15 protein-coding genes and 1 pseudogene are annotated in these 18,114 nt (G+C 71.3%); 11 read left to right on the top strand and 5 right to left on the bottom strand.

The genetic code is table 11. The features are described from left to right. The first annotated feature begins 1 nt into the window (after position 1). Positions 2–490 (top strand): YbaK/EbsC family protein, encoded by a 489-nt coding sequence (locus tag ACFWBB_RS26875; protein WP_385277431.1) that lies wholly within the window; start codon positions 2–4, stop codon positions 488–490. A 112-nt stretch (positions 491–602) separates the two neighbouring features. On the opposite strand, the gene ACFWBB_RS26870 is transcribed toward ACFWBB_RS26875, so the two are convergent. Next, on the bottom strand, positions 603–1,727 hold the full coding sequence (locus ACFWBB_RS26870; RefSeq protein ID WP_385277429.1) for a magnesium and cobalt transport protein CorA: 1,125 nt from the start codon (positions 1,725–1,727) through the stop codon (positions 603–605). 267 nt (positions 1,728–1,994) lie between these two features. Between ACFWBB_RS26870 and ACFWBB_RS26865 the strand changes: the two genes are divergently transcribed. Then, positions 1,995–3,104 (top strand): winged helix DNA-binding domain-containing protein, encoded by a 1,110-nt coding sequence (locus tag ACFWBB_RS26865; protein ID WP_385277427.1) that lies wholly within the window; start codon positions 1,995–1,997, stop codon positions 3,102–3,104. A 215-nt stretch (positions 3,105–3,319) separates the two neighbouring features. On the opposite strand, the gene ACFWBB_RS26860 is transcribed toward ACFWBB_RS26865, so the two are convergent. The 3 genes from ACFWBB_RS26860 to ACFWBB_RS26850 all read right to left on the bottom strand — a co-directional run bounded on the left by ACFWBB_RS26860 (position 3,320) and on the right by ACFWBB_RS26850 (position 8,337). Next, positions 3,320–4,111: a S1 family peptidase gene (locus tag ACFWBB_RS26860; RefSeq protein ID WP_385277425.1), complete on the bottom strand. Its 792-nt coding sequence runs from the start codon at positions 4,109–4,111 to the stop codon at positions 3,320–3,322. A 297-nt stretch (positions 4,112–4,408) separates the two neighbouring features. After that, positions 4,409–7,228, bottom strand: a complete 2,820-nt coding sequence (locus ACFWBB_RS26855) for an AAA family ATPase (protein WP_385277423.1) — start codon at positions 7,226–7,228, stop codon at positions 4,409–4,411. A gap of 248 nt (positions 7,229–7,476) precedes the next feature. Next, positions 7,477–8,337 carry a response regulator transcription factor gene (locus ACFWBB_RS26850; RefSeq protein ID WP_385277421.1) on the bottom strand — a complete coding sequence of 287 codons (861 nt, stop codon included), beginning with the start codon at positions 8,335–8,337 and terminating at the stop codon, positions 7,477–7,479. Positions 8,338–8,513: 176 nt separating this feature from the next. On the opposite strand from ACFWBB_RS26850, the gene ACFWBB_RS26845 reads away from it, so the two are divergent. Continuing rightward, the gene (locus ACFWBB_RS26845; protein ID WP_385277420.1) at positions 8,514–10,184 is read left to right on the top strand and encodes an AMP-binding protein; all 1,671 of its coding nucleotides are present in this window, start codon (positions 8,514–8,516) and stop codon (positions 10,182–10,184) included. Beyond that, positions 10,181–11,836, top strand: coding sequence for an AMP-binding protein (locus ACFWBB_RS26840; RefSeq protein ID WP_385277419.1), 1,656 nt, complete (start codon positions 10,181–10,183; stop codon positions 11,834–11,836). The genes ACFWBB_RS26845 and ACFWBB_RS26840 overlap by 4 nt, the downstream gene beginning before the upstream one ends. A gap of 27 nt (positions 11,837–11,863) precedes the next feature. Here ACFWBB_RS26840 and ACFWBB_RS26835 read toward each other — a convergent pair whose 3' ends face one another. Then, complete coding sequence (locus tag ACFWBB_RS26835; RefSeq protein WP_385277417.1) at positions 11,864–12,646, bottom strand: hypothetical protein; 783 nt, start codon at positions 12,644–12,646, stop codon at positions 11,864–11,866. Between the two features lie 162 nt (positions 12,647–12,808). Here ACFWBB_RS26835 and ACFWBB_RS26830 point away from each other — a divergent pair. From ACFWBB_RS26830 to ACFWBB_RS26800, 7 genes and pseudogenes are all read left to right on the top strand, one after another. Further along, positions 12,809–13,483: pseudogene (locus ACFWBB_RS26830) on the top strand (thiamine pyrophosphate-binding protein); the annotation flags it as partial. Between the two features lie 146 nt (positions 13,484–13,629). Beyond that, a complete protein-coding gene (locus tag ACFWBB_RS26825; RefSeq protein WP_385277415.1) occupies positions 13,630–13,926 on the top strand; it encodes a hypothetical protein in 297 nt (98 codons plus the stop codon). Then, positions 13,923–14,291, top strand: coding sequence for a helix-turn-helix domain-containing protein (locus ACFWBB_RS26820; protein WP_385277414.1), 369 nt, complete (start codon positions 13,923–13,925; stop codon positions 14,289–14,291). Before ACFWBB_RS26825 ends, ACFWBB_RS26820 begins: the two co-directional genes overlap by 4 nt. Positions 14,292–14,533: 242 nt before the next feature. Then, positions 14,534–15,055, top strand: a complete 522-nt coding sequence (uraD, locus tag ACFWBB_RS26815; RefSeq protein ID WP_385277412.1) for a 2-oxo-4-hydroxy-4-carboxy-5-ureidoimidazoline decarboxylase — start codon at positions 14,534–14,536, stop codon at positions 15,053–15,055. Further along, positions 15,052–15,477, top strand: coding sequence for a hydroxyisourate hydrolase (gene uraH, locus ACFWBB_RS26810; RefSeq protein ID WP_385277410.1), 426 nt, complete (start codon positions 15,052–15,054; stop codon positions 15,475–15,477). Before uraD ends, uraH begins: the two co-directional genes overlap by 4 nt. Positions 15,478–15,481: 4 nt before the next feature. Then, entirely contained in the window at positions 15,482–16,411 is a 930-nt protein-coding gene (gene pucL, locus ACFWBB_RS26805; RefSeq protein ID WP_385277408.1) for a factor-independent urate hydroxylase, read from the top strand. A 128-nt stretch (positions 16,412–16,539) separates the two neighbouring features. Further along, positions 16,540–17,919, top strand: coding sequence for an 8-oxoguanine deaminase (locus ACFWBB_RS26800; RefSeq protein WP_385277406.1), 1,380 nt, complete (start codon positions 16,540–16,542; stop codon positions 17,917–17,919). Positions 17,920–18,114 lie beyond the last annotated feature (195 nt).

The following is an 18,114-nucleotide window of genomic DNA, read 5'->3' as shown; positions in this document are numbered from 1 at the left end:
AGTGACCGACGAGACGTCGACCTACCGCAAACTGCTCGACCTCTTCCACCATCGGGACGTTCCCTACCGGCTGATGGATCATCCGCCCGAGGGCCAGACCGTCCGCGCCAGCGAGTTGCGGGGACATCGGCTCTCAGCGGCCGCCAAGTGCATGGTGGTCACCGTGGTGGGTGGGGCTGCCGCGCACCGCCACGTACTCGCCGTCGTGCCCGGCGATCGCCGGGTGAGACTCAAGCAACTGGCCCGCGCCTGCGGCGGCCGGAGCGCCCGCTTCGCGGACCACGACGTCGCCGAGGAACTCGGGGGGACGGTGAGCGGGACCATCACCCCGTTCTCGTTCCATCCCGACCTCGGCGTGGTGGCCGATCCGGCCCTGTTCGAGGAGCGCGAGCTCTACTTCAACGCCGCCCGCCTGGATCGCTCGGTCGCGATCCTCTCCGAAGACTACCGCCGGCTCGCGGAGCCCGAGGTGGTCGCCATCGTTCAATGAAGCTGCGCCATCTTGAGGTAGCTGGTCAGGGTGCTGGTGTGATGTCGGTTCGGGATGCTCGCGCTGGTCGTGGGCGGCAGTCCGGAAACTCCGCGAGGGTGAGTGCTCAACCCTAGAGCCAGTCCCGCCGCTTGAAGATGACGTACAGGCTGGTGCAGACGACCGCCATCAGGACGATCGCGAAGGGATAACCGAACAGCCAGTGCAACTCCGGCATGTGGGTGAAGTTCATGCCGTAGATCGTCCCGACCAGCGTCGGGGCGAACAGGATCGCCGCCCAGGACGAGATCTTCTTGATCTCCTCGTTCTGCTCGAACCCCGCCTCCGCCAGCGCCCGCATCTCCGCGTTCTGCTGCTGGGTGACGAGGGTCGCGTTCACCGTGAGGATGTCGGTGAGGGCCTGGCGGAAGCCGTCGACGCGTTCGCTGGTGTGGGTGACGTGGTCGGCGACGTCGCGCAGGTAGCGCTGTAGCTCGTCGTCCGTGCCGTACTTGGAGAAGCCGGCCATCAGGCCGTGCAGCATGCCGACCAGCGGGCGGGTGGCGCGCTGGAACTCGACCATCTCGCGCGAGAGTTCGTAGATGCGGCGGGAGACGGCGGGGTCGCCGCGGAACACCTCGGTCTCGATCTCGTCGATGTCGTTCTGGACGCCCGACACGACCGGCGCGTAGCCGTCCACCACCGCGTCCAGGATCGCGTACAGCACCGCCTCCGGCCCCAGTTTCAGCAGCTCGGGAGTCTCCTCCATCCGGCGGCGGACCGCCGACAGGTCGGGGGCGGCCGCGTGCCGGACCGTGATCACGAAGTCGGGGCCCACGAAGACGTGCAGCTCACCGAAGTCGATCTCCTCGGGGGTGTCGAGATAGCGGGCAGCCCGCAGGACGACGAAGAGGGTGTCGCCGTAGCGTTCCAGCTTCGGGCGCTGGTGTGCCTCCTTCGCGTCCTCCACGGAGAGTGGATGGAGATCGAACTCGGCCGCCAGGGAATGGAGTTCGCCCTCGGTCGGACGGGCCAGGCCGATCCAGGCCATGCCCGACGGCTGCTCGCGCAGCGCCCGGTAGGTCTCCGAGAGCGTGGCGGGGGCGAGGACACGCACACCGTCGCGGTACAGGACGGCCCGCACGATGCCGGCGGCCTCGGCCGGCCCCGCGGGCGGTGGCGCCGACGGGCGGGGCGGCTGCGGCTGTGGTGCGGGCGGGGTGCGGCGCCAGCCGGGCTTCCTGGGACGCTCGGGCATGGGGGTGCCTCCCGGTCGAACCTGCGTTCGTCTGCTTGCTGCGTGGTCCGCGTGGTCCGCGTGGTCCGCGTGATCAGCCGGATCGCGCCGATCACTCAGCAGGATATAGGGGGCATACGGTGTGGACATGAGCAAACGGCTGTGCGGGAGGGCCTTGGAACCCGGCCCGGGAAGCAGGCCCGGGCGGGCCGCCCTGAGGTGCCGGTCAGGGTCTGCGAGGGACGTTGCGGACGCAAGGTGTCCGCAAGCCCGGTTAGCTTGCCGTACATGACGAAGACGACGCACCCGGCGGCCCCCGTGCTCGGCGCCCGTGCCCTCAACCGCGCCACCCTCGACCGGCAGCTGCTGCTGCGGCCCGCGGCGCTGTCCGCGGGTGCCGCCGTGGAGCACCTGCTCGGGCTCCAGGCGCAGAACGTCAAGCCGCCGTACTACGCGCTCGCCGCCCGCCTCGACGGCTTCGTCCCGGAGGACCTGTCGAAGCTGATGGCCGACCGCGAGGTCGTCCGCATCGTCAGCATGCGCTCCACCATCCACACCCACACCGCCGAGGACTGCCTGACCCTCCGGCCGCTCGTCCAGCCCGCCCGGGACCGGGAGCTGACGTACTTCCGCAAGGGTCTCACCGGGGTCGACCTCGACCGGCTGGCCGTGATCACCCGCGATCTGGTCGAGACCGAGCCGCGCACCATGAAGCAGCTGCGCGAGGCCCTCTCCGCCCGGTGGCCCGACGCCGACCCGCAGTCCCTCGCGGTCGCCGCCCGCTGCCGGCTGCCCCTCGTCCAGGTCACCCCGCGCGGACTGTGGGGCAGGAGCGGTCAGGTCGCGCTCACCACCGCCGAGCACTGGCTGGCCCGGCCGGCGCGGCCCACCCCGACGCAGGACTCCGTGGTCCTGCGCTATCTGGCCGCCTTCGGTCCGGCCTCGGTCAAGGACATGCAGACCTGGGCAGGCCTGACCCGGCTGCGCGAGGCCTTCGAACGCCTGCGCCCGCAACTCCTCACCTTCCGGGACGAGCACGGCGTCGAGCTCTTCGACCTCCCCGACGCCCCGCGCCCCGACCCCAGGACGCCGGCCCCGCCCCGCTTCCTCCCCGAGTTCGACAACCTCCTGCTCTCCCACGCCGACCGCACCCGGGTCGTCCCGTCCGAGTACCGGGGCCGCGCCTGGCAGGGCAACCAGGCGCACCGCACCCTCCTCGTCGACGGCTTCCTGGCCGGTGTGTGGCGACTGGAACAGGACGCCCTGGTCGTCGAGCCCTTCGACACCCTCACCAGGGCCCAGCGGGAGGACGTACTCACGGAGGGCGAGCGGATGCTGGCCGTCATGCACCCGGGACAGCCCTACGACATCCGGTTCGGCACAGTCGTAACGCCGTGACCGTCGGCAGACCAAAAGACCAACAGACCGGCAGACCGGCAGACCGGCAGACCGGCGGAAACGCGGAGAAGCGCGGGAAACCGGAAGCCCCCACCGGTGACCGGTGAGGGCTTGGATAGGGGGCGCTGCGGGCCGCTCGTGGAGGCTCGCAGCGCCCCCCGGTCGTTCCCTGAGAGGTACTCAGGAGTTCTCGGAGGCTGCTACGCGGTGACGGGTTATGAGTTGACCTGCGTAGTCACCAGGCTGGAGAAGGTGGTCAACCGGGTGTAGACACCCGGGTAACCGGCCTCCGCACAGCCCTCGCCCCAAGAAGTGATCCCTGCCAGGACGCCCCCGATGAGCAGGGGACCGCCGCTGTCGCCCTGGCAGGTGTCTGTGCCGCCGGATGTGTATCCGGCGCAAACCATGTCGGTCGCGACGAAGTCGGAACCGTAGGAACTCTTGCAGCTGGAGTCGGACACGATCGGGACGGTCGCGGTCCGCAGCTGGTTGGAGGAGCTGCCGCTCTCCGAGGTGGTGCCCCAGCCGATGATGCGGGCGGTGGTGCCGGCCGCGTACACGCCGGTCTGGGACGAGGAGACGTACGACGCCGTGGTGTACGGCATCGACGTCGACAGGGTCAGGACGGCCACGTCGTCGCCGTTGGTGGCGTCCGTGTAGCTCGGGTTGATCCAGATCTTGCTGACCTTGCTGACCGTGCCGTTGGTGCCGTTGAGGTAGGTCCGCCCACCGACGACGCGCACGCTGCTCGTGGTCTCGCCGACCATACAGTGGGCGGCCGTGACCACCTTGGTCGCCGAGACGAGGGTGCCGCCGCAGAACTGGTTCTGCGAGGCGTCCGTGATCTGCATCATGAACGGGTACGTCGTGGTCGTGGTCGTCGTGCCGCCGACGATCGGCTGCGGCGCTGCGACAGCGGTGGGGGCGCTGAGCAGTGCGGTCGCCGCCGCCGCGGCGGTCGCCGCGAGGACGGCGGCGGTTCTCTTGAACGGGTTGAGCCCGAACATGGATCTCCTCGGTGGGGGTTGCCGGTGGGGGGTCGCGCGGGTGTGGGGGGAGTGCACGGGGGTCGCGGGACCGACCCCCGTGTGCCCGGGCGAGCGGCACGTCCCTTAAGCTAGGACCCGGCACCCGTTTCCCCCAATGAGGGAACCCCCTAAGGGAGTTGGGGAAGGGAAAACCCTCGGTCGCCCCAGGGAACCCACAGTCGCCGCCGAGAGGGCGCTCAGGAAACCCGCCGCGCGGGGGCGCAGGACCCAGTGCGGGTCAGTGAGCCCCTGAGGGGCAGTTAACCCGCGGATTCCTCACTTCGCGTGACGCCCCGCCGCCAGCCGGACGATGTCCACCCGCGAACGGATCCCCAGCTTGCGGTAGACCCTGGTCAGGGTCGCCTCGACCGTCTTGACGCTGATGAACAGCCGGGCGGCGATCTCCCGGTTGGTCGCGCCCTCCATGACGAGAGCGGCGACCTGACGCTCCATCGAGGCGAGACCCTCCAGCGCGTCGGACGCAGGAGCCGTCTGCCGGGCGACGGCGACCGTCTCCGGTGCGGCCGCCGCGGCCGCCGCCTCCACCTGACGCAGCCAGGGCAGCGCCCGGCACCGCCGGAACAGCCGCGCCGCCTCGTCGTACGACGTCGGCCCCGGCCGCCCGGTGCGCAGCCGGGCCAGCGCGAAGGCCGCCCGTGCCTCCTCAAGGCCGTATCCCAGTTTGGCGAGCCGGTCCTGAACGGACGTCAGCCGGGACAGCGCCGCCTCGTGGTCGCCGAGCGCCGCCCGCACCATCGCCTCGGCCCGGTCCAGCACCGCCAGCACGCTCTCCCGGCTCAGCCTGAGCGCGTGCTCGCGCGTCACGTCGATGACGTCCTGTGCCTCGCTCGGCTCGCCGACCCGGACCAGGGCCTCGGCGAGGTCGCCCTGCCAGCGGCCCCGGGCGGGGTCGGTGATGCCCAGGCCCGTCTCCAGTTCCCGCACCCGGCGCAGCGAGCCGACCGCGCCCGCCGCGTCGCCGGCGACCAACTGGGCGTGGCCCAGCGCGGCCAGGGCGCGCGAGAGGTACACTTGGTCGCCGTCCTCCTCGGCGTGGTCCGCCGCCTCCCGGGCCAGCGCCAGCGCCCGGTCGACGTCACCGCCGGAGGCCTCGGCGAGGGAGGTCAGCATCGCGGAGGCGCCCAGGCCGATGCCGGAGTCCCGGGCCAGCCTGAGGCTCTCGCGGGCCAGGTCGAGGGCGCGCCCGCAGTGCCCGGAGCGCAGTTCGGTCTCGGCGAGGAAGCGCTGGAAGTGCACCTCGCTCTCGACCATTCCGCGCCGGCGCACCTCGCGCAGCAGCGCGGTGATGGTCGACCGGGCCTCGGGCAGCTGGTCGCTCATCAGCAGCCAGCGGAAGCGGGCCGAGCCGACGCCGTTGTGATGGCAGGCCACATACGGGTCCTGCGGTTCCTTCAGCGCCCGTCTGATGGTCGCCGGGGCGTTCGGATGGCCCATCAGGGTCTCGGTCGAGGCCTGGAAGGAGAGGGCCATCAGCTCGGTGCGCCGGTCGTCCCCGCGGGCCGCCAGATCGGCGGTGTGCGCGGCCTCCTCGCGGGCCTCGGCGAAGTCGCCCTCCACGATCAGCTTGCGCCAGGCCAGCCGGTAGTGGACCAGGGCCAGCAGCCGCGGGTCGTCACCGGCGTCGGCGAGGGCCTGCGGGAAGACGGCGTCGACCTCGCCCAGGGACTGTCCGGCGGCCTCGATCACCACCTCCCAGGCCCGGATCCGTTCGGCCGGCACGGTCGCCCGGGTCAGCACCTCGCGCGCGATGTCCCGGGCGAGGTCCACCTCACCCGCGGTGATCGCGTCCTCGGCGGCCTGGAGCCGCCGGTCGTCCGGGGCGGGGGTGCCGTGCGGCGGGGTGTGCCGGGCGGCGAGCAGTCCGAGCGAGGCCGCGACCGAGGGGGCGCCCCGGTCCCGGGCGAGTGCGGCGGCCTCGGCGAGCCGGGCGGCCACCTCCGGGTCGGTGCCGGTGGTGGCCAGGGCGAGATTGCGGGCGCGCTCGATGGGATCGGAGGCGGCGGTGGACAGCGCGGCGTGCGCGGCCCGGCGCTCCTGGGCGGGCGCCTCCGCGTACAGCGCGGCCGAGATCAGCGGATGCGCGAACCGTACGGCCGGCCCCTCGGGTTCCGTCGCCAGCAGCCCGAGCGCCGCCGCCTGCGCGGTCTCGGCCTCGGCGTTCTCGCGGCCGGCCGCGTGCAGCAGGGCCAGCGAGGGGCGGGCGCCGGCGCTGGCCACGAGCAGGGTACGGCGGGCCTCGTCGGACAGCATGTCCAGGCGGCTGAGGACCAGGGCGCGCAGCGAGGTCGGCACCGGCAGGGGCTCGCCGGGCCGGGGCGGCGTCGGGCTCTCGCCGAGGGCACGGCCCAGTTCCAGGGCGAAGAGGGGGTTGCCGCCGCTGGTGCGGTGGATCTCCCGCATCGTCGAGCGGGGCAGGTCGGTGTAGCCGCGGTGGTCGAGCAGTGCGGAGACCTGGGCGCGGGAGAGGGGATTCAGCCGGACGGCCAGGGTGTCGGGTGGGGACGCGCGTAGATGACGGTCGTACTCCTGGTCCTCCGTCCGCACCGCGCACAGCAGCTGGACGGGGGTGTCCCCGAGGCGGCGGGCGGCGAAGCCGAGAAGTTCGGCGCTGGCCGAGTCCAGCCACTGGAGGTCGTCGGCGACCAGGAGGACGGGACCCTCGGCGGCGAGGGCGCGCAGAGCCGACAGCACGGCGAGGCGCAGGGCGAGGCCGTCACGTTGCAGAGTCGATTCTCCGCGGCCGGTGAGCGCCGACTCCAGGGCCGTGCGCTGGGCGGCGGGAAGCTTGTCCGAGATCTCGCCCAGGACGAGGCCGAAGAGGTCCGCCAGGGCCAGGAAGGGGAGATGGGATTCGGACTCGGTCGCCGAGCAGCGCAGGACGGTGCGTGCCGCCTCGCCGTAATCCGCGGCCAATGCCCGCAGTACGGTCGACTTTCCTATTCCGGCCGGGCCGTGCAGCAGCACACTGCCGCCGCGCGCCAGCTGGTCCTGGGCGGCCGTGAACAGCTCGTCCCTGCCGATGACCAGGTCGGGGCGGCATCTGGCAGGCTCCTTGAAGTCCCGTCGCACGGTCACCGCTCCCCTCCGAGTGTCGTGTCCGGGCCAAATTCTAGGCAACGTCTCTTTGAAATTCGGAGACACGGCATGGTGAGGCATATAACAACGTGACGCATAGGGAAATTCATGACGATGCCGAGTGAATGGTCGCTTGTCGTGAGGGACCTCCCTGGCTTGATGTGATCGGTGCTCCCCCGCATCTTGCACCGCACGCGCTACGGGCATGTTGCGCGCCCCGCGGCAGGGGCGGCAGACCTGGCCCGCGGTCAGGGCAGCAAGCCGGCCCTGCGGGCCGCGACCACCGCCTCTCCCCGGGTCCGCGCACCGAGCCTGCGCATCGCCGACCGCAGATAACCCTTCACCGTCTCCGGGCGCAGGCCCAGCCGCTCGGCGGCCGCCGCGTTCGTCGCCCCCGCCGCCACGCACGCCAGCACGTCCAGTTCACGCGGGGCCAGCACGACCGGCCGCCCCGCCGACCGCTGCGGTTCCCTCGGCGTCAGCAGTCCGCACACGGCGAGGAGCTCGGCGCGCAGGACCGGGTCGGCGATCCGCGGAGCCAGGGCGCGCAGTGCCGTGTGCGCCTCCCGCACCTGCTCCCGGTCGGCCCCGGCACCGGCGCTCGGCCCGGACCCCGCGCTCGCGGCGCACGGCCGGGCCGCGAGCAGCAGATCGCGCGCTTCGTCCCCGACCACCAGCGCCTGCTCCACGTCCCGCGCCGCCTGTACGGCCGCGGTCAGCGTGCGGTCGCCGAGCGGCTGGGCCGTGCGCAGGGCGCCGTACAGCACCCCGCGCACCCGGCGCCGCACGATCACCGGGATCGCCAGCACCGAGCGCAGACCCTCCTCGGCGACGGCCGCGTCGTACTCGTGACTGATCTGCCGGGACAGGGAGTAGTCGGTCACGGCGCACGGGCGGGCCAGTGCCACCGCCTTGCCGCCCAGACCGTTGCCCGAGGTCACCGCGAGGCCGCGCAGCGCGAGGCCGGCCGCGCCGCTGAACTCACTGATCCGCATCCGCTGCCGCCCCGGCTCCACCAGGCCGCCGAAGGCGACCGGCAGCCCCGTCGCCCGCCGCAGCCGCGCGAGCGCACCGCGGATCTCCATGGTTCCGGCCGCGTCTGCCGCCACGTTCTCGCCCTTTCCGCGCGGCTTGGTGCCGCACACCCCCGTCCGGGGGTAGTGAGACCTGCATCACGGATTACACGATGGCAGAGAGCCGCCCGGCAATGGTCCGGCACCACGGGAGTGAGCCGCAGGGGCCGAGAGCACCCTGCGGCGAACGACCAAGCAAGCGAGGAGGACGGATGACGTCGGCGACGGAGGACTTCCGCAGAGCCCGCGACTTCCTGCTGGAACACCGCGAGGACTACACCACCGCCTACGAGCGCTTCGAGTGGCCCCGCCGGGAGCGCTTCAACTGGGCCCTCGACTGGTTCGACGTCATCGCCGACGGCAACGGCCGCACCGCCCTGCACATCGTGGAGCAAGACGGTTCCGAGACCCGTCTCACCTTCGCCGAACTGTCGGAGCGCTCCGACCGGGTCGCGAACTGGCTGCGCGGGCGCGGGGTCGCCGCCGAGGACCGGATCCTCGTCATGCTCGGCAACCAGGCGGAGCTGTGGGAGACCGCGCTGGCCGCGATGAAGCTGCGCGCCGTAGTCGTCCCCGCCACTCCGCTGCTCGGCCCCGCCGACCTGACCGACCGCGTGGAGCGCGGCCGGATCCGGCACGTCCTCGTCCGGAGCGAGGACACCGGCAAGTTCGAGGAGGTCCCCGGCGACTACCGGCGCATCGCGGTCGGCGGCGCGCCCGAGGGCTGGCAGCCGTTCGAGGACGCGTACACCGCCCCGGCCGGCTTCACACCCGACGGCCCCACCCTCGCCGACGACCCGCTGATGCTCTACTTCACCTCCGGCACGACCGCCCGGCCCAAGCTGGTGGAGCACACCCACACCTCGTACCCGGTCGGGCACCTGTCGACGATGTACTGGATCGGGCTCCGGCCGGGCGACGTGCACCTCAACATCTCCTCACCCGGCTGGGCCAAGCACGCCTGGTCCAACCTCTTCGCCCCGTGGAACGCGGAGGCGACCGTCTTCATCCACAACTACACCCGCTTCGACCCGGCCCGGCTGATGGCGGAGATGGACCGGGCGGGGGTGACGACGTTCTGCGCCCCGCCCACCGTCTGGCGCATGCTCATCCAGGCCGACCTCACCCAGCTGCGCACCCCGCCCCGCGAGGCGGTGGCCGCGGGGGAGCCCCTCAATCCCGAGGTCATCGAGCAGGTGCGGCGCGCCTGGGGGGTGACCGTCCGGGACGGCTTCGGGCAGACCGAGACGGCCGTGCAGATCGCCAACAGCCCGGGACAGGAACTGAAGACCGGCTCGATGGGCCGGCCGAGCCCCGGCTACCGGGTGGAGCTCCTCGACCCGGTGTCGGGCGCGCCGGGCGCGCAGGAGGGCGAGATCGCGCTGGACCTGTCGGCCCGGCCGGTCGGCCTGATGGCCGGCTACCACGGCGACGCCGACCGTACGGCGGAGGTGATGGCGGGCGGCCACTACCGCACCGGCGACATCGGCAGCCGCGACGAGAACGGCTACCTCACCTACGTCGGACGGGCCGACGACGTCTTCAAGGCCTCCGACTACAAGATCAGCCCCTTCGAGCTGGAGAGCGCGCTGCTGGAGCACGAGGCGGTCGCCGAGGCGGCCGTCGTCCCCGCCCCCGACCCGCTGCGCCTCGCCGTCCCCAAGGCGTACGTCGTCCTCGCCGAGGGCTGGGAGCCGGGCCCCGACACCGCGAAGGTGCTGTTCGAGCACTCCCGTGAGGTCCTCGCCCCCTACAAGCGCGTCCGGCGCCTGGAGTTCGCCCCGTTGCCCAAGACGGTGAGCGGCAAGATCCGCCGGATCGAGCTGCGCGAGGCGACCGAGGCGGGGTCGGCCGACGAGTACCGCGAGGAGGACTTCCGGTGAGGGAGGCGCCGCACGCGCCGGGCGAGGGCACCTCGCAGACGCCGGGCGAAACCGCTTCGTACGCGCACGGGACGAGCGCGACCGCGCTGCTCGGGGACACCATCGGAGTCAACCTGGACCGGACGGCGGCCCGTTGGCCGGACCGCGAGGCGCTCGTCGACGTGCCGTCCGGGCGGCGCTGGACATACCGTCAGTTCGTCGCGGACGTCGACCGGTTGGCGTACGCGCTGCTCGCGAGCGGGGTCGCCAAGGGTGACCGGGTGGGCATCTGGGCGGTCAACTGCGCCGAGTGGGTGCTGGTCCAGTACGCCACCGCCCGCATCGGCGCGATCATGGTGAACATCAACCCGGCGTACCGCACGCACGAGGTCGAGTACGTCCTCAACCAGGCGGGTATCTCAGTGCTGTTCGCCTCGACCGGTCACCGGACGAGCGACTACCGGGCGATGGTCGAGCAGGTACGCGGCAACTGCCCGCGACTGCGGGAGACCGTCTACATCGACGACCCGAGCTGGGAGGAGCTGCTGCGGCGCGGCACGCCCGACCTCCGGGACGCCTTCCACACGCGCGCGGGCGAACTGTCCTGCGACGACCCCGTCAACATCCAGTACACCTCGGGCACCACGGGCTTCCCCAAGGGAGCCACGCTCTCCCACCACAACATCCTCAACAACGGTTACTTCGTGGGGGAGTCGATCGCCTACAGCGAGCGGGACCGGATCTGCGTCCCGGTGCCGTTCTACCACTGCTTCGGCATGGTGATGGGAAACCTCGCGGCCACCTCGCACGGCGCCTGCATCGTCGTCCCGGCCCCGTCCTTCGATCCGAAGGCCACGCTGGAGGCGGTCCAGCGGGAGCGGTGCACCTCCCTGTACGGCGTCCCGACCATGTTCATCGCGGAGTTGAACCTGCCCGACTTCGCGGCCTACGACCTGTCCTCCCTGCGCACCGGCATCATGGCGGGCTCGCCCTGCCCGGTCGAGGTGATGAAGCGGGTGGTCGCCGAGATGAACATGGCGGAGGTGTCGATCTGTTACGGCATGACGGAGACCTCGCCCGTCTCCACCCAGACCCGCCGCGAGGACGACCTGGAGCACCGCACCGGCACCGTGGGCAGGGTCCTGCCGCACCTCGAGGTGAAGGTCGTGGACCCCGTGGACGGGGTGACCCGACCGCGCGGAGTCGCGGGCGAGTTGTGCACGCGCGGCTACAGCGTGATGCTCGGGTACTGGGACGAGCCGCAGAAGACCGCCGAGTCGATCGACGCGGGCCGCTGGATGCACACCGGGGACCTGGCGGTGATGCGAGAGGACGGCTACGTCGAGATCGTCGGCCGCATCAAGGACATGATCATCCGGGGTGGGGAGAACATCTACCCGCGCGAGATCGAGGAGTTCCTCTACGGCCATCCGAAGATCCGGGACGTCCAGGTCGTCGGTGTCCCGCACGAGAGGTACGGCGAGGAGGTCCTCGCCTGTGTGATCCCGGCCGACGCGGCGGACCCGCCGACGCTGGAGGAGCTGCGTGCCCACTGCGAGGGCCGGCTGGCCCACTACAAGATCCCGAGCGGGCTGCGGATCATGGAGGCCTTCCCGATGACCGTCTCGGGGAAGGTGCGCAAGACCGAACTGCGGGAGAAGTACGCCCATTAGGTGTTTGTCGCGGTGGTGCCGTCGCCCTCAGACGCTGCCCGCGTCCAGGGCGTCGGCCATCGCGTTGACCGGCTGCGGGGTGCCGGTGAGGTCCAGGACGAAGAGCGGGACGCGTAGCTGGTCGGCGCGGGCACGGGCGTCGTCGTCGTATCCGGCGAGGGAGAAGTAGACGCAGTCCGCGGACTCCGTCATGGCCATCAGCCACAGACACTCCACGTCCCGCGGTGAGGCCGGACTCACGCTGGGGTCCACCTGCGCCACGAGCCCGCGGGCGGCGAGGCCGATGCCCGAGGTGGGCCGTTGATCGGCCCGCCGGATGTCCCCGTGGCCGAGCCAGTTCAGATAGAGCGCGGCGGCCGTGACCGCGTCCCGTGCGGTTCGGATGGCGACGGGCCGGAAGGCACGCCGTGCTGGTGCTGGTGCCGGTGCCGGTGGTGACGCGGGTGCCGGAGGCGGTGCCGGTGGTGATATGGGTGCCGTCGCGGTTGTCCCGGGCCGGGGCTCGGGCTCGGGCTCGGGTTCGGGCTGGGGCTCGGGGGCCGGGTCGGTCACCGGGAGCCGTAGCACCGCTCCGCAGACGCAGCCCAGTTCCGGCTGCGGCCACTGGTGGCGGAGGCCGCAGCCTGGGCAGCGCAGGGCGACCCACTCGTCTTCCCACGCGCGGTGTGCGACGGCCGTCGGCGCCGTCCCGGGGTCGACCACCGGCGTGACGGGAGTACCGCACGCGCACGGGTAGGACGGTGCGGTGTAGAGGCGCTCGCGCCGACAGGCCGGGCAGCGCACCGGAACGCTCTCGGACATGACCCCCATCGTCCTCCTTGGGCCCCCGCTTGTCCGTCTCTTGACGACCTTTGCGCGTCCACTTACATTACTTCCGTATAGCAGAAAATACTTTCCGCAATACGGAAAAGCCGGTTCTCACCGCGGGGTGCGACGGGAGAGCGATTCCGACAGCCGAAGCAGGAGTACTCCATGGCTCGTATGACCGCTGCCCGCGCGGCAGTCGAGATTCTCGAGCGCGAGGGCGTCACCGACGCGTTCGGTGTCCCCGGCGCGGCGATCAACCCCTTCTATGCGGCGCTCGAGGCCTCCGGCGGCATCGACCACACCCTCGCCCGCCATGTCGAGGGCGCCTCCCACATGGCCGAGGGCTAGACCCGCACCCACCCGGGCGACATCGGCGTCTGCGTCGGTACTTCCGGCCCGGCCGGCACCGACATGGTCACCGGGCTGTACTCCGCCCTCGGCGGCTCCGTCCCGATCCTGTGCGTCACGGGCCAGGCGCCGACCGCCGTGATCCACAAGGAGGACTTCCAGGCCGTCGACATCGCCTCCATCGCCAAGCCGGTGACCGAGATGGCGGTCACCGTCCTGGAGGCCGCCCGGGTCTCCGGTGTCTTCCAGCAGGCCTTCCATCTCATGCGCTCCGGGCGGCCCGGCCCGGTCCTGATCGACCTGCCGGTCGACGTCCAGCAGACGGAGACCGAGTTCGACGTGGACACGTACGAGCCGCCGCCCGTCTATAAGCCGGCCGCGACCCGTGCGCAGGTCGAGAAGGTAATAAGTCCGTATTGCGGAAGTTTGTTTCTGTCTATTGGAAGATTGCCGCTCGCGCGGGCGGCTTGTCAAGAGGGCGGGGGCGGCGTCGGAGGCCATGTCGAACGCGGTCCCGACCTGCCGCCGGAGACCGGTCGCAGGGGAATCCCGAGTCCCGGGTGATCGTCCGTCCGGTCCGTTAAGGTCGGGGTCCGGGCGCCGACGGTCCGGTCCCGTTCAGAGAGGTGTGGGGCGCGATGCGACTGAAAGTGGAGTTCACCACCGAGCCCTTCGACCTCGACGAGGCACCCGCGCACGCGCTGGTCGCCCGCGCGGTGATCGAGGCGGCCGACCTGGACACGGTGGACGTCGGACCGTTCGGCAACACCGTGGAGGGCGCCGCCGACGCGGTGCTCGGTGCCGTGGACGCCCTGCTGCGCGAGTCCCTCGGCGCGGGCGCCACCCGTATCTCGCTCCAGGTCAACGTCATCGCGGAGGCCGACGGGAACGCGGGCGGAGACGCCGGCGGCGACGTTACCGGGGAGGGCGCGTGAGCACCTCCGGTGACGAGGCCTTCATCGCGGCCGTGAAGCCGCTGGTCGACGCGATGGGCGGCGAGATGCTCCCGCCCGACGAGGCGGGTGCCGATGACGTCGTGCTCGTCTGGGAGGGCGTCGACGCCGTCGCCGTACGCCTGCCGCAGCTCGCCGACTCCCTGGACCACATCCTGGCCGCCATGGAGCGCAGGAAGGGCAAGCCGCTCGCCGATCTGGACCGCAAGGCCAAGCAGGAGGTCGTGCGGATACTCGAGGCGCGCGGCGCCTTCTCCGTACGGCACGGCGTGGAGACCGTGGCGGGCGCGCTCGGCGTGAGCCGCTTCACGGTCTACAACTATCTCAACCGGGAGAGAGAGGCCTGAGCGGTCTCACCGGGGTGTCCTGCGGGGAGCGCGCCCCAAGGCCGACGGCGGGGTTCGACGGCGGGGCGACGCGGGCCGGCAGGGACCGGCGGTACCGGCGGGGCCGGTAGGTGCCCGGCGGGCACCCCACGGGTTTCGTTACCCGGAATTTTCAACAAAGTGTTGACGCGATGTCGCGCAGAGGCGTTAGCTGGCCGCAGTCCGCTCAAGCACGAAGGCCGCCCGCGGCCACGGAGGCTCACGTGACGTCGACTTCCCCACCCCCGGGCCTGGCCCGGTTCAACGATCTCGAGGAGTCGACGGCCCTCGCCGCGCTCCACGAGGCGTGCGCCTCCACCACGTGGGCCGGCCGGCTGCTCGCGGGCCGCCCCTACGCCACCGTCGCCGGCCTGTACGCCGTCAGCGACGCGGCCATGGCCGACCTGACCGCCACGGACCTGGCGGAGGCGATGGCCGGCCACCCGCCGATCGGCCGCCCCAGGGCCGGCGACCCGGTCTCGGCCCGCGAACAACGCGGCATGGCCGGTGCCTCCGGGGAACTCAGGGCCGAGATGCTCGAACTGAACCTGGCCTACCAGGAGAGGTTCGGCCATGTCTTCCTGATCTGCGCCACCGGTCGCACCGGCGAGCAGCTGCGCGACGCGGTCAAGGAGCGGATCGGCAACGCGCCGGAGCAGGAGCGGGAGATCGTCCGCGTCGAACTGGGCAAGATCAACCGTATCCGCCTCGCCCGACTCGTCGAAGAGGACCGAGACACCCCATGAGCACCAGCACCACCGCATCGGTGTCCACCCACATCCTGGACACCTCGATCGGCCGGCCCGCCGAGGGCGTCGCCGTCCACCTCTCCGCCCGCTCGGGCCGGGGCGCCCACGACGGGCAGGGCGGAGACTGGCAGGCGCTCGGCGGCTCCGCGACCGACGCGGACGGCCGGTGCAAGGATCTGCCGGCGCTGCCGGAGGGGACCACCCAGGTACGGCTCGACTTCGCCGTGGAGGCGTATTTCGAGCGCCGTGAGAAGAAGCAAGCCGAGACGCAGCAGGACGCCCCCGCGCATCGGGACAGCGGTGCCACCGAAGTGTTCTTCCCGGAGGTGGCGATCACCTTCGCCGTCAGGGCCGGCGAGCACTACCACGTACCGCTGCTGCTCAACCCGTTCGGCTACTCCGTTTACCGAGGGAGCTAGCTAGATGACCGACAATTCCCACCCGGCCCGCCCTGTGTTCCTGGGACAGAACCAGTACGGCAAGGCCGAGAACCGAGTCGTGAAGATCACGCGGGACGGCGCCACCCACCACATCAAGGACCTCAACGTCTCCGTGTCGCTGAGCGGCGACATGGACGAGGTCCACTACTCCGGCTCGAACGCCAACGTCCTGCCGACCGACACCACCAAGAACACGGTGTACGCGTTCGCCAAGGAGTACGGCATCGAGTCCGCCGAGCAGTTCGGCATCCACCTCGCCCGCCACTTCGTGACCTCGCAGCAACCGATCAGGACCGCGCGGATCCGCATCGAGGAGTACTCCTGGGAGCGGATCGAGACGCCCGGCGACGACGAACACTCCTTCGTCCGCCAGGGCCAGGAGACGCGTCTGACCCAGATCACGTACGACGGCTCCTCCTGGGAGGTCGTCTCCGGGCTCAAGGACCTGACCGTCATGAACTCGACCAACTCCGAGTTCTGGGGCTACGTCAAGGACAAGTACACGACCCTGCCCGAGGCGCACGACCGCATCCTGGCGACCGAGGTGTCCAGCCGCTGGCGCTTCAACTGGACCGACGACGGCCGGCCGACGCCGGACTGGGAGGAGTCGTACGCCCAGGTCAAGAAGCACATGCTGCTGGCCTTCGCGCAGACTTACTCCCTCTCCCTCCAGCAGACCCTCTACGCGATGGGCGCGCGGATCATCGACCACCGCGCCGAGATCGACGAGGTCCGGTTCTCGCTCCCCAACAAGCATCACTTCCTGGTCGACCTGAAGCCGTTCGGCCTCAAGAACGACACCGCCGACGGAGCGGTCTACCTCGCCGCCGACCGTCCCTACGGCCTGATCGAGGCCACCGTGCTGCGGGACGGCTGCGAGGCGAGGATCCCGGTGGACCTCACCAACCTCTGAGCCGTACCGACCCCTCCTTTCGGCACCCGTGGCCGGTGAGCCCGCGCCTTGCCGGCCACGGCACTCAAACTCCCGGGTCCTGCCGTGCCCTCTCCACCGGATGCGACTGAGTGAAAAGGACGAAGATCATGGCAGCAGACCGGCGCATCGTCATCGAGAACTGTGCGATCGCGACCGTCGACGCCCAGGACACCGAGTACGCGAACGGGTATGTCGTCCTCGCGGGCAACCGGATCGAGTCGCTCGGCGCGGGCCGGGCACCCGAGGGCCTGGAGAACGTCGAGCGCCGCATCGACGCCACCGGGCACCTGGTCACCCCGGGCCTGGTCAACACCCACCACCACTTCTACCAGTGGATCACCCGGGGTCTGGCCACCGACCACAACCTCTTCGACTGGCTCGTCGCCCTCTATCCCACCTGGGCGCGCATCGACGAGCGGATGGTCCGCGCGGCCGCCCAGGGCTCCCTCGCGATGATGGCCCGCGGGGGCGTCACCACCGCCATGGACCACCACTACGTCTTCCCCAAGGGCTCCGGTGACCTGTCCGGCGCGATCATCGGCGCCGCCCGCGACATGGGCGTCCGCTTCACCCTCGCCCGCGGTTCCATGGACCGCAGCGAGAAGGACGGCGGTCTGCCCCCGGACTTCGCCGTCGAGACCCTGGAGGGCGCCCTCGCCGCCACCGAGGAGACCGTCGGCCAGTACCACGACGCCTCCTTCGACGCGATGACCCAGGTCGCCGTCGCCCCCTGCTCGCCCTTCTCCGTATCCACCGAACTGATGCGCCAGGGAGCCGAGTTGGCGCGACGACTCGGAGTGCGCCTGCACACCCACGGCTCGGAGACGGTCGAGGAGGAGAAGTTCTGCCACGAGCTGTTCGGCATGGGCCCGACCGACTACTTCGAGTCCACCGGCTGGCTCGGCGAGGACGTGTGGATGGCGCACTGCGTCCACATGAACGACTCCGACATCGACGCCTTCGCCCGGACCAGGACGGGCGTCGCCCACTGCCCGTCGTCCAACGCCCGGCTGGCGGCCGGCATCGCCCGCGTCCCCGACATGCTGGCGGCCGGGGTCCCGGTCGGCCTCGGTGTCGACGGCACGGCGTCCAACGAGTCCGGCGAACTCCACACCGAGCTGCGCAACGCCCTGCTCATCAACCGCCTAGGAACCCATCGCGAGGCCGCCCTGAACGCCCGTCAGGCGCTGCGCCTCGGTACGTTCGGCGGCGCCCAGGTACTGGGGCGCGCCTCCCAGATCGGCTCCCTGGAGCCGGGCAAGCTGGCCGACCTGGTGCTGTGGAAGCTGGACACCCTCGCCCACGCCTCCATCGCCGACCCGGTGACCGCCCTCGTCCTCGGCGCGGCAGCCCCCGTCACCGCCTCCTTCGTGAACGGCCGTCAGATCGTCGACAACAGCCGTCTGCTGCACGCGGACGAGGACGCCATCGCCCGCTCGACGCGCGAGGAAGCGCAGCGACTCGCGCGGATCGCCGCACAGGGCTGAACACGCCCTGCCCGTTTGGGACTTGTTTCCCACGGGCGAGCACTGGACTCCGGTCTAGGGGGACGGCCCTCGACCGGGCGCCACGGACCTCCGAGCGGGGTCCGTGGTGGCCGTGACCGAGGTGCGCGTGGACGCGCGTGCCCCGGAGCGGTTCCTCACCGTCCCGGTTCGTTTCCAGGTACCTCCATGACCGCC

The organism is Streptomyces sp. NPDC060000, assembly GCF_042737375.1.
In the GTDB taxonomy this organism is placed as follows: Bacteria; Actinomycetota; Actinomycetes; order Streptomycetales; family Streptomycetaceae; genus Streptomyces.
This window is presented reverse-complemented; position numbering and strand designations above follow the sequence as displayed.

Excerpts from the sequence above, each read along its gene's own strand:
- ACFWBB_RS26870 (WP_385277429.1), bottom strand. The coding sequence starts at position 1,727 with ATGCCCGAGCGTCCCAGGAAGCCCGGCTGGCGCCGCACCCCGCCCGCA.
- ACFWBB_RS26865 (WP_385277427.1), top strand. The coding sequence starts at position 1,995 with ATGACGAAGACGACGCACCCGGCGGCCCCCGTGCTCGGCGCCCGTGCC.
- ACFWBB_RS26860 (WP_385277425.1), bottom strand. The coding sequence starts at position 4,111 with ATGTTCGGGCTCAACCCGTTCAAGAGAACCGCCGCCGTCCTCGCGGCG.
- ACFWBB_RS26845 (WP_385277420.1), top strand. The coding sequence starts at position 8,514 with ATGACGTCGGCGACGGAGGACTTCCGCAGAGCCCGCGACTTCCTGCTG.
- ACFWBB_RS26835 (WP_385277417.1), bottom strand. The coding sequence starts at position 12,646 with ATGGGGGTCATGTCCGAGAGCGTTCCGGTGCGCTGCCCGGCCTGTCGG.
- ACFWBB_RS26825 (WP_385277415.1), top strand. The coding sequence starts at position 13,630 with ATGCGACTGAAAGTGGAGTTCACCACCGAGCCCTTCGACCTCGACGAG.
- uraH (WP_385277410.1), top strand. The coding sequence starts at position 15,052 with ATGAGCACCAGCACCACCGCATCGGTGTCCACCCACATCCTGGACACC.
- pucL (WP_385277408.1), top strand. The coding sequence starts at position 15,482 with ATGACCGACAATTCCCACCCGGCCCGCCCTGTGTTCCTGGGACAGAAC.
- ACFWBB_RS26800 (WP_385277406.1), top strand. The coding sequence starts at position 16,540 with ATGGCAGCAGACCGGCGCATCGTCATCGAGAACTGTGCGATCGCGACC.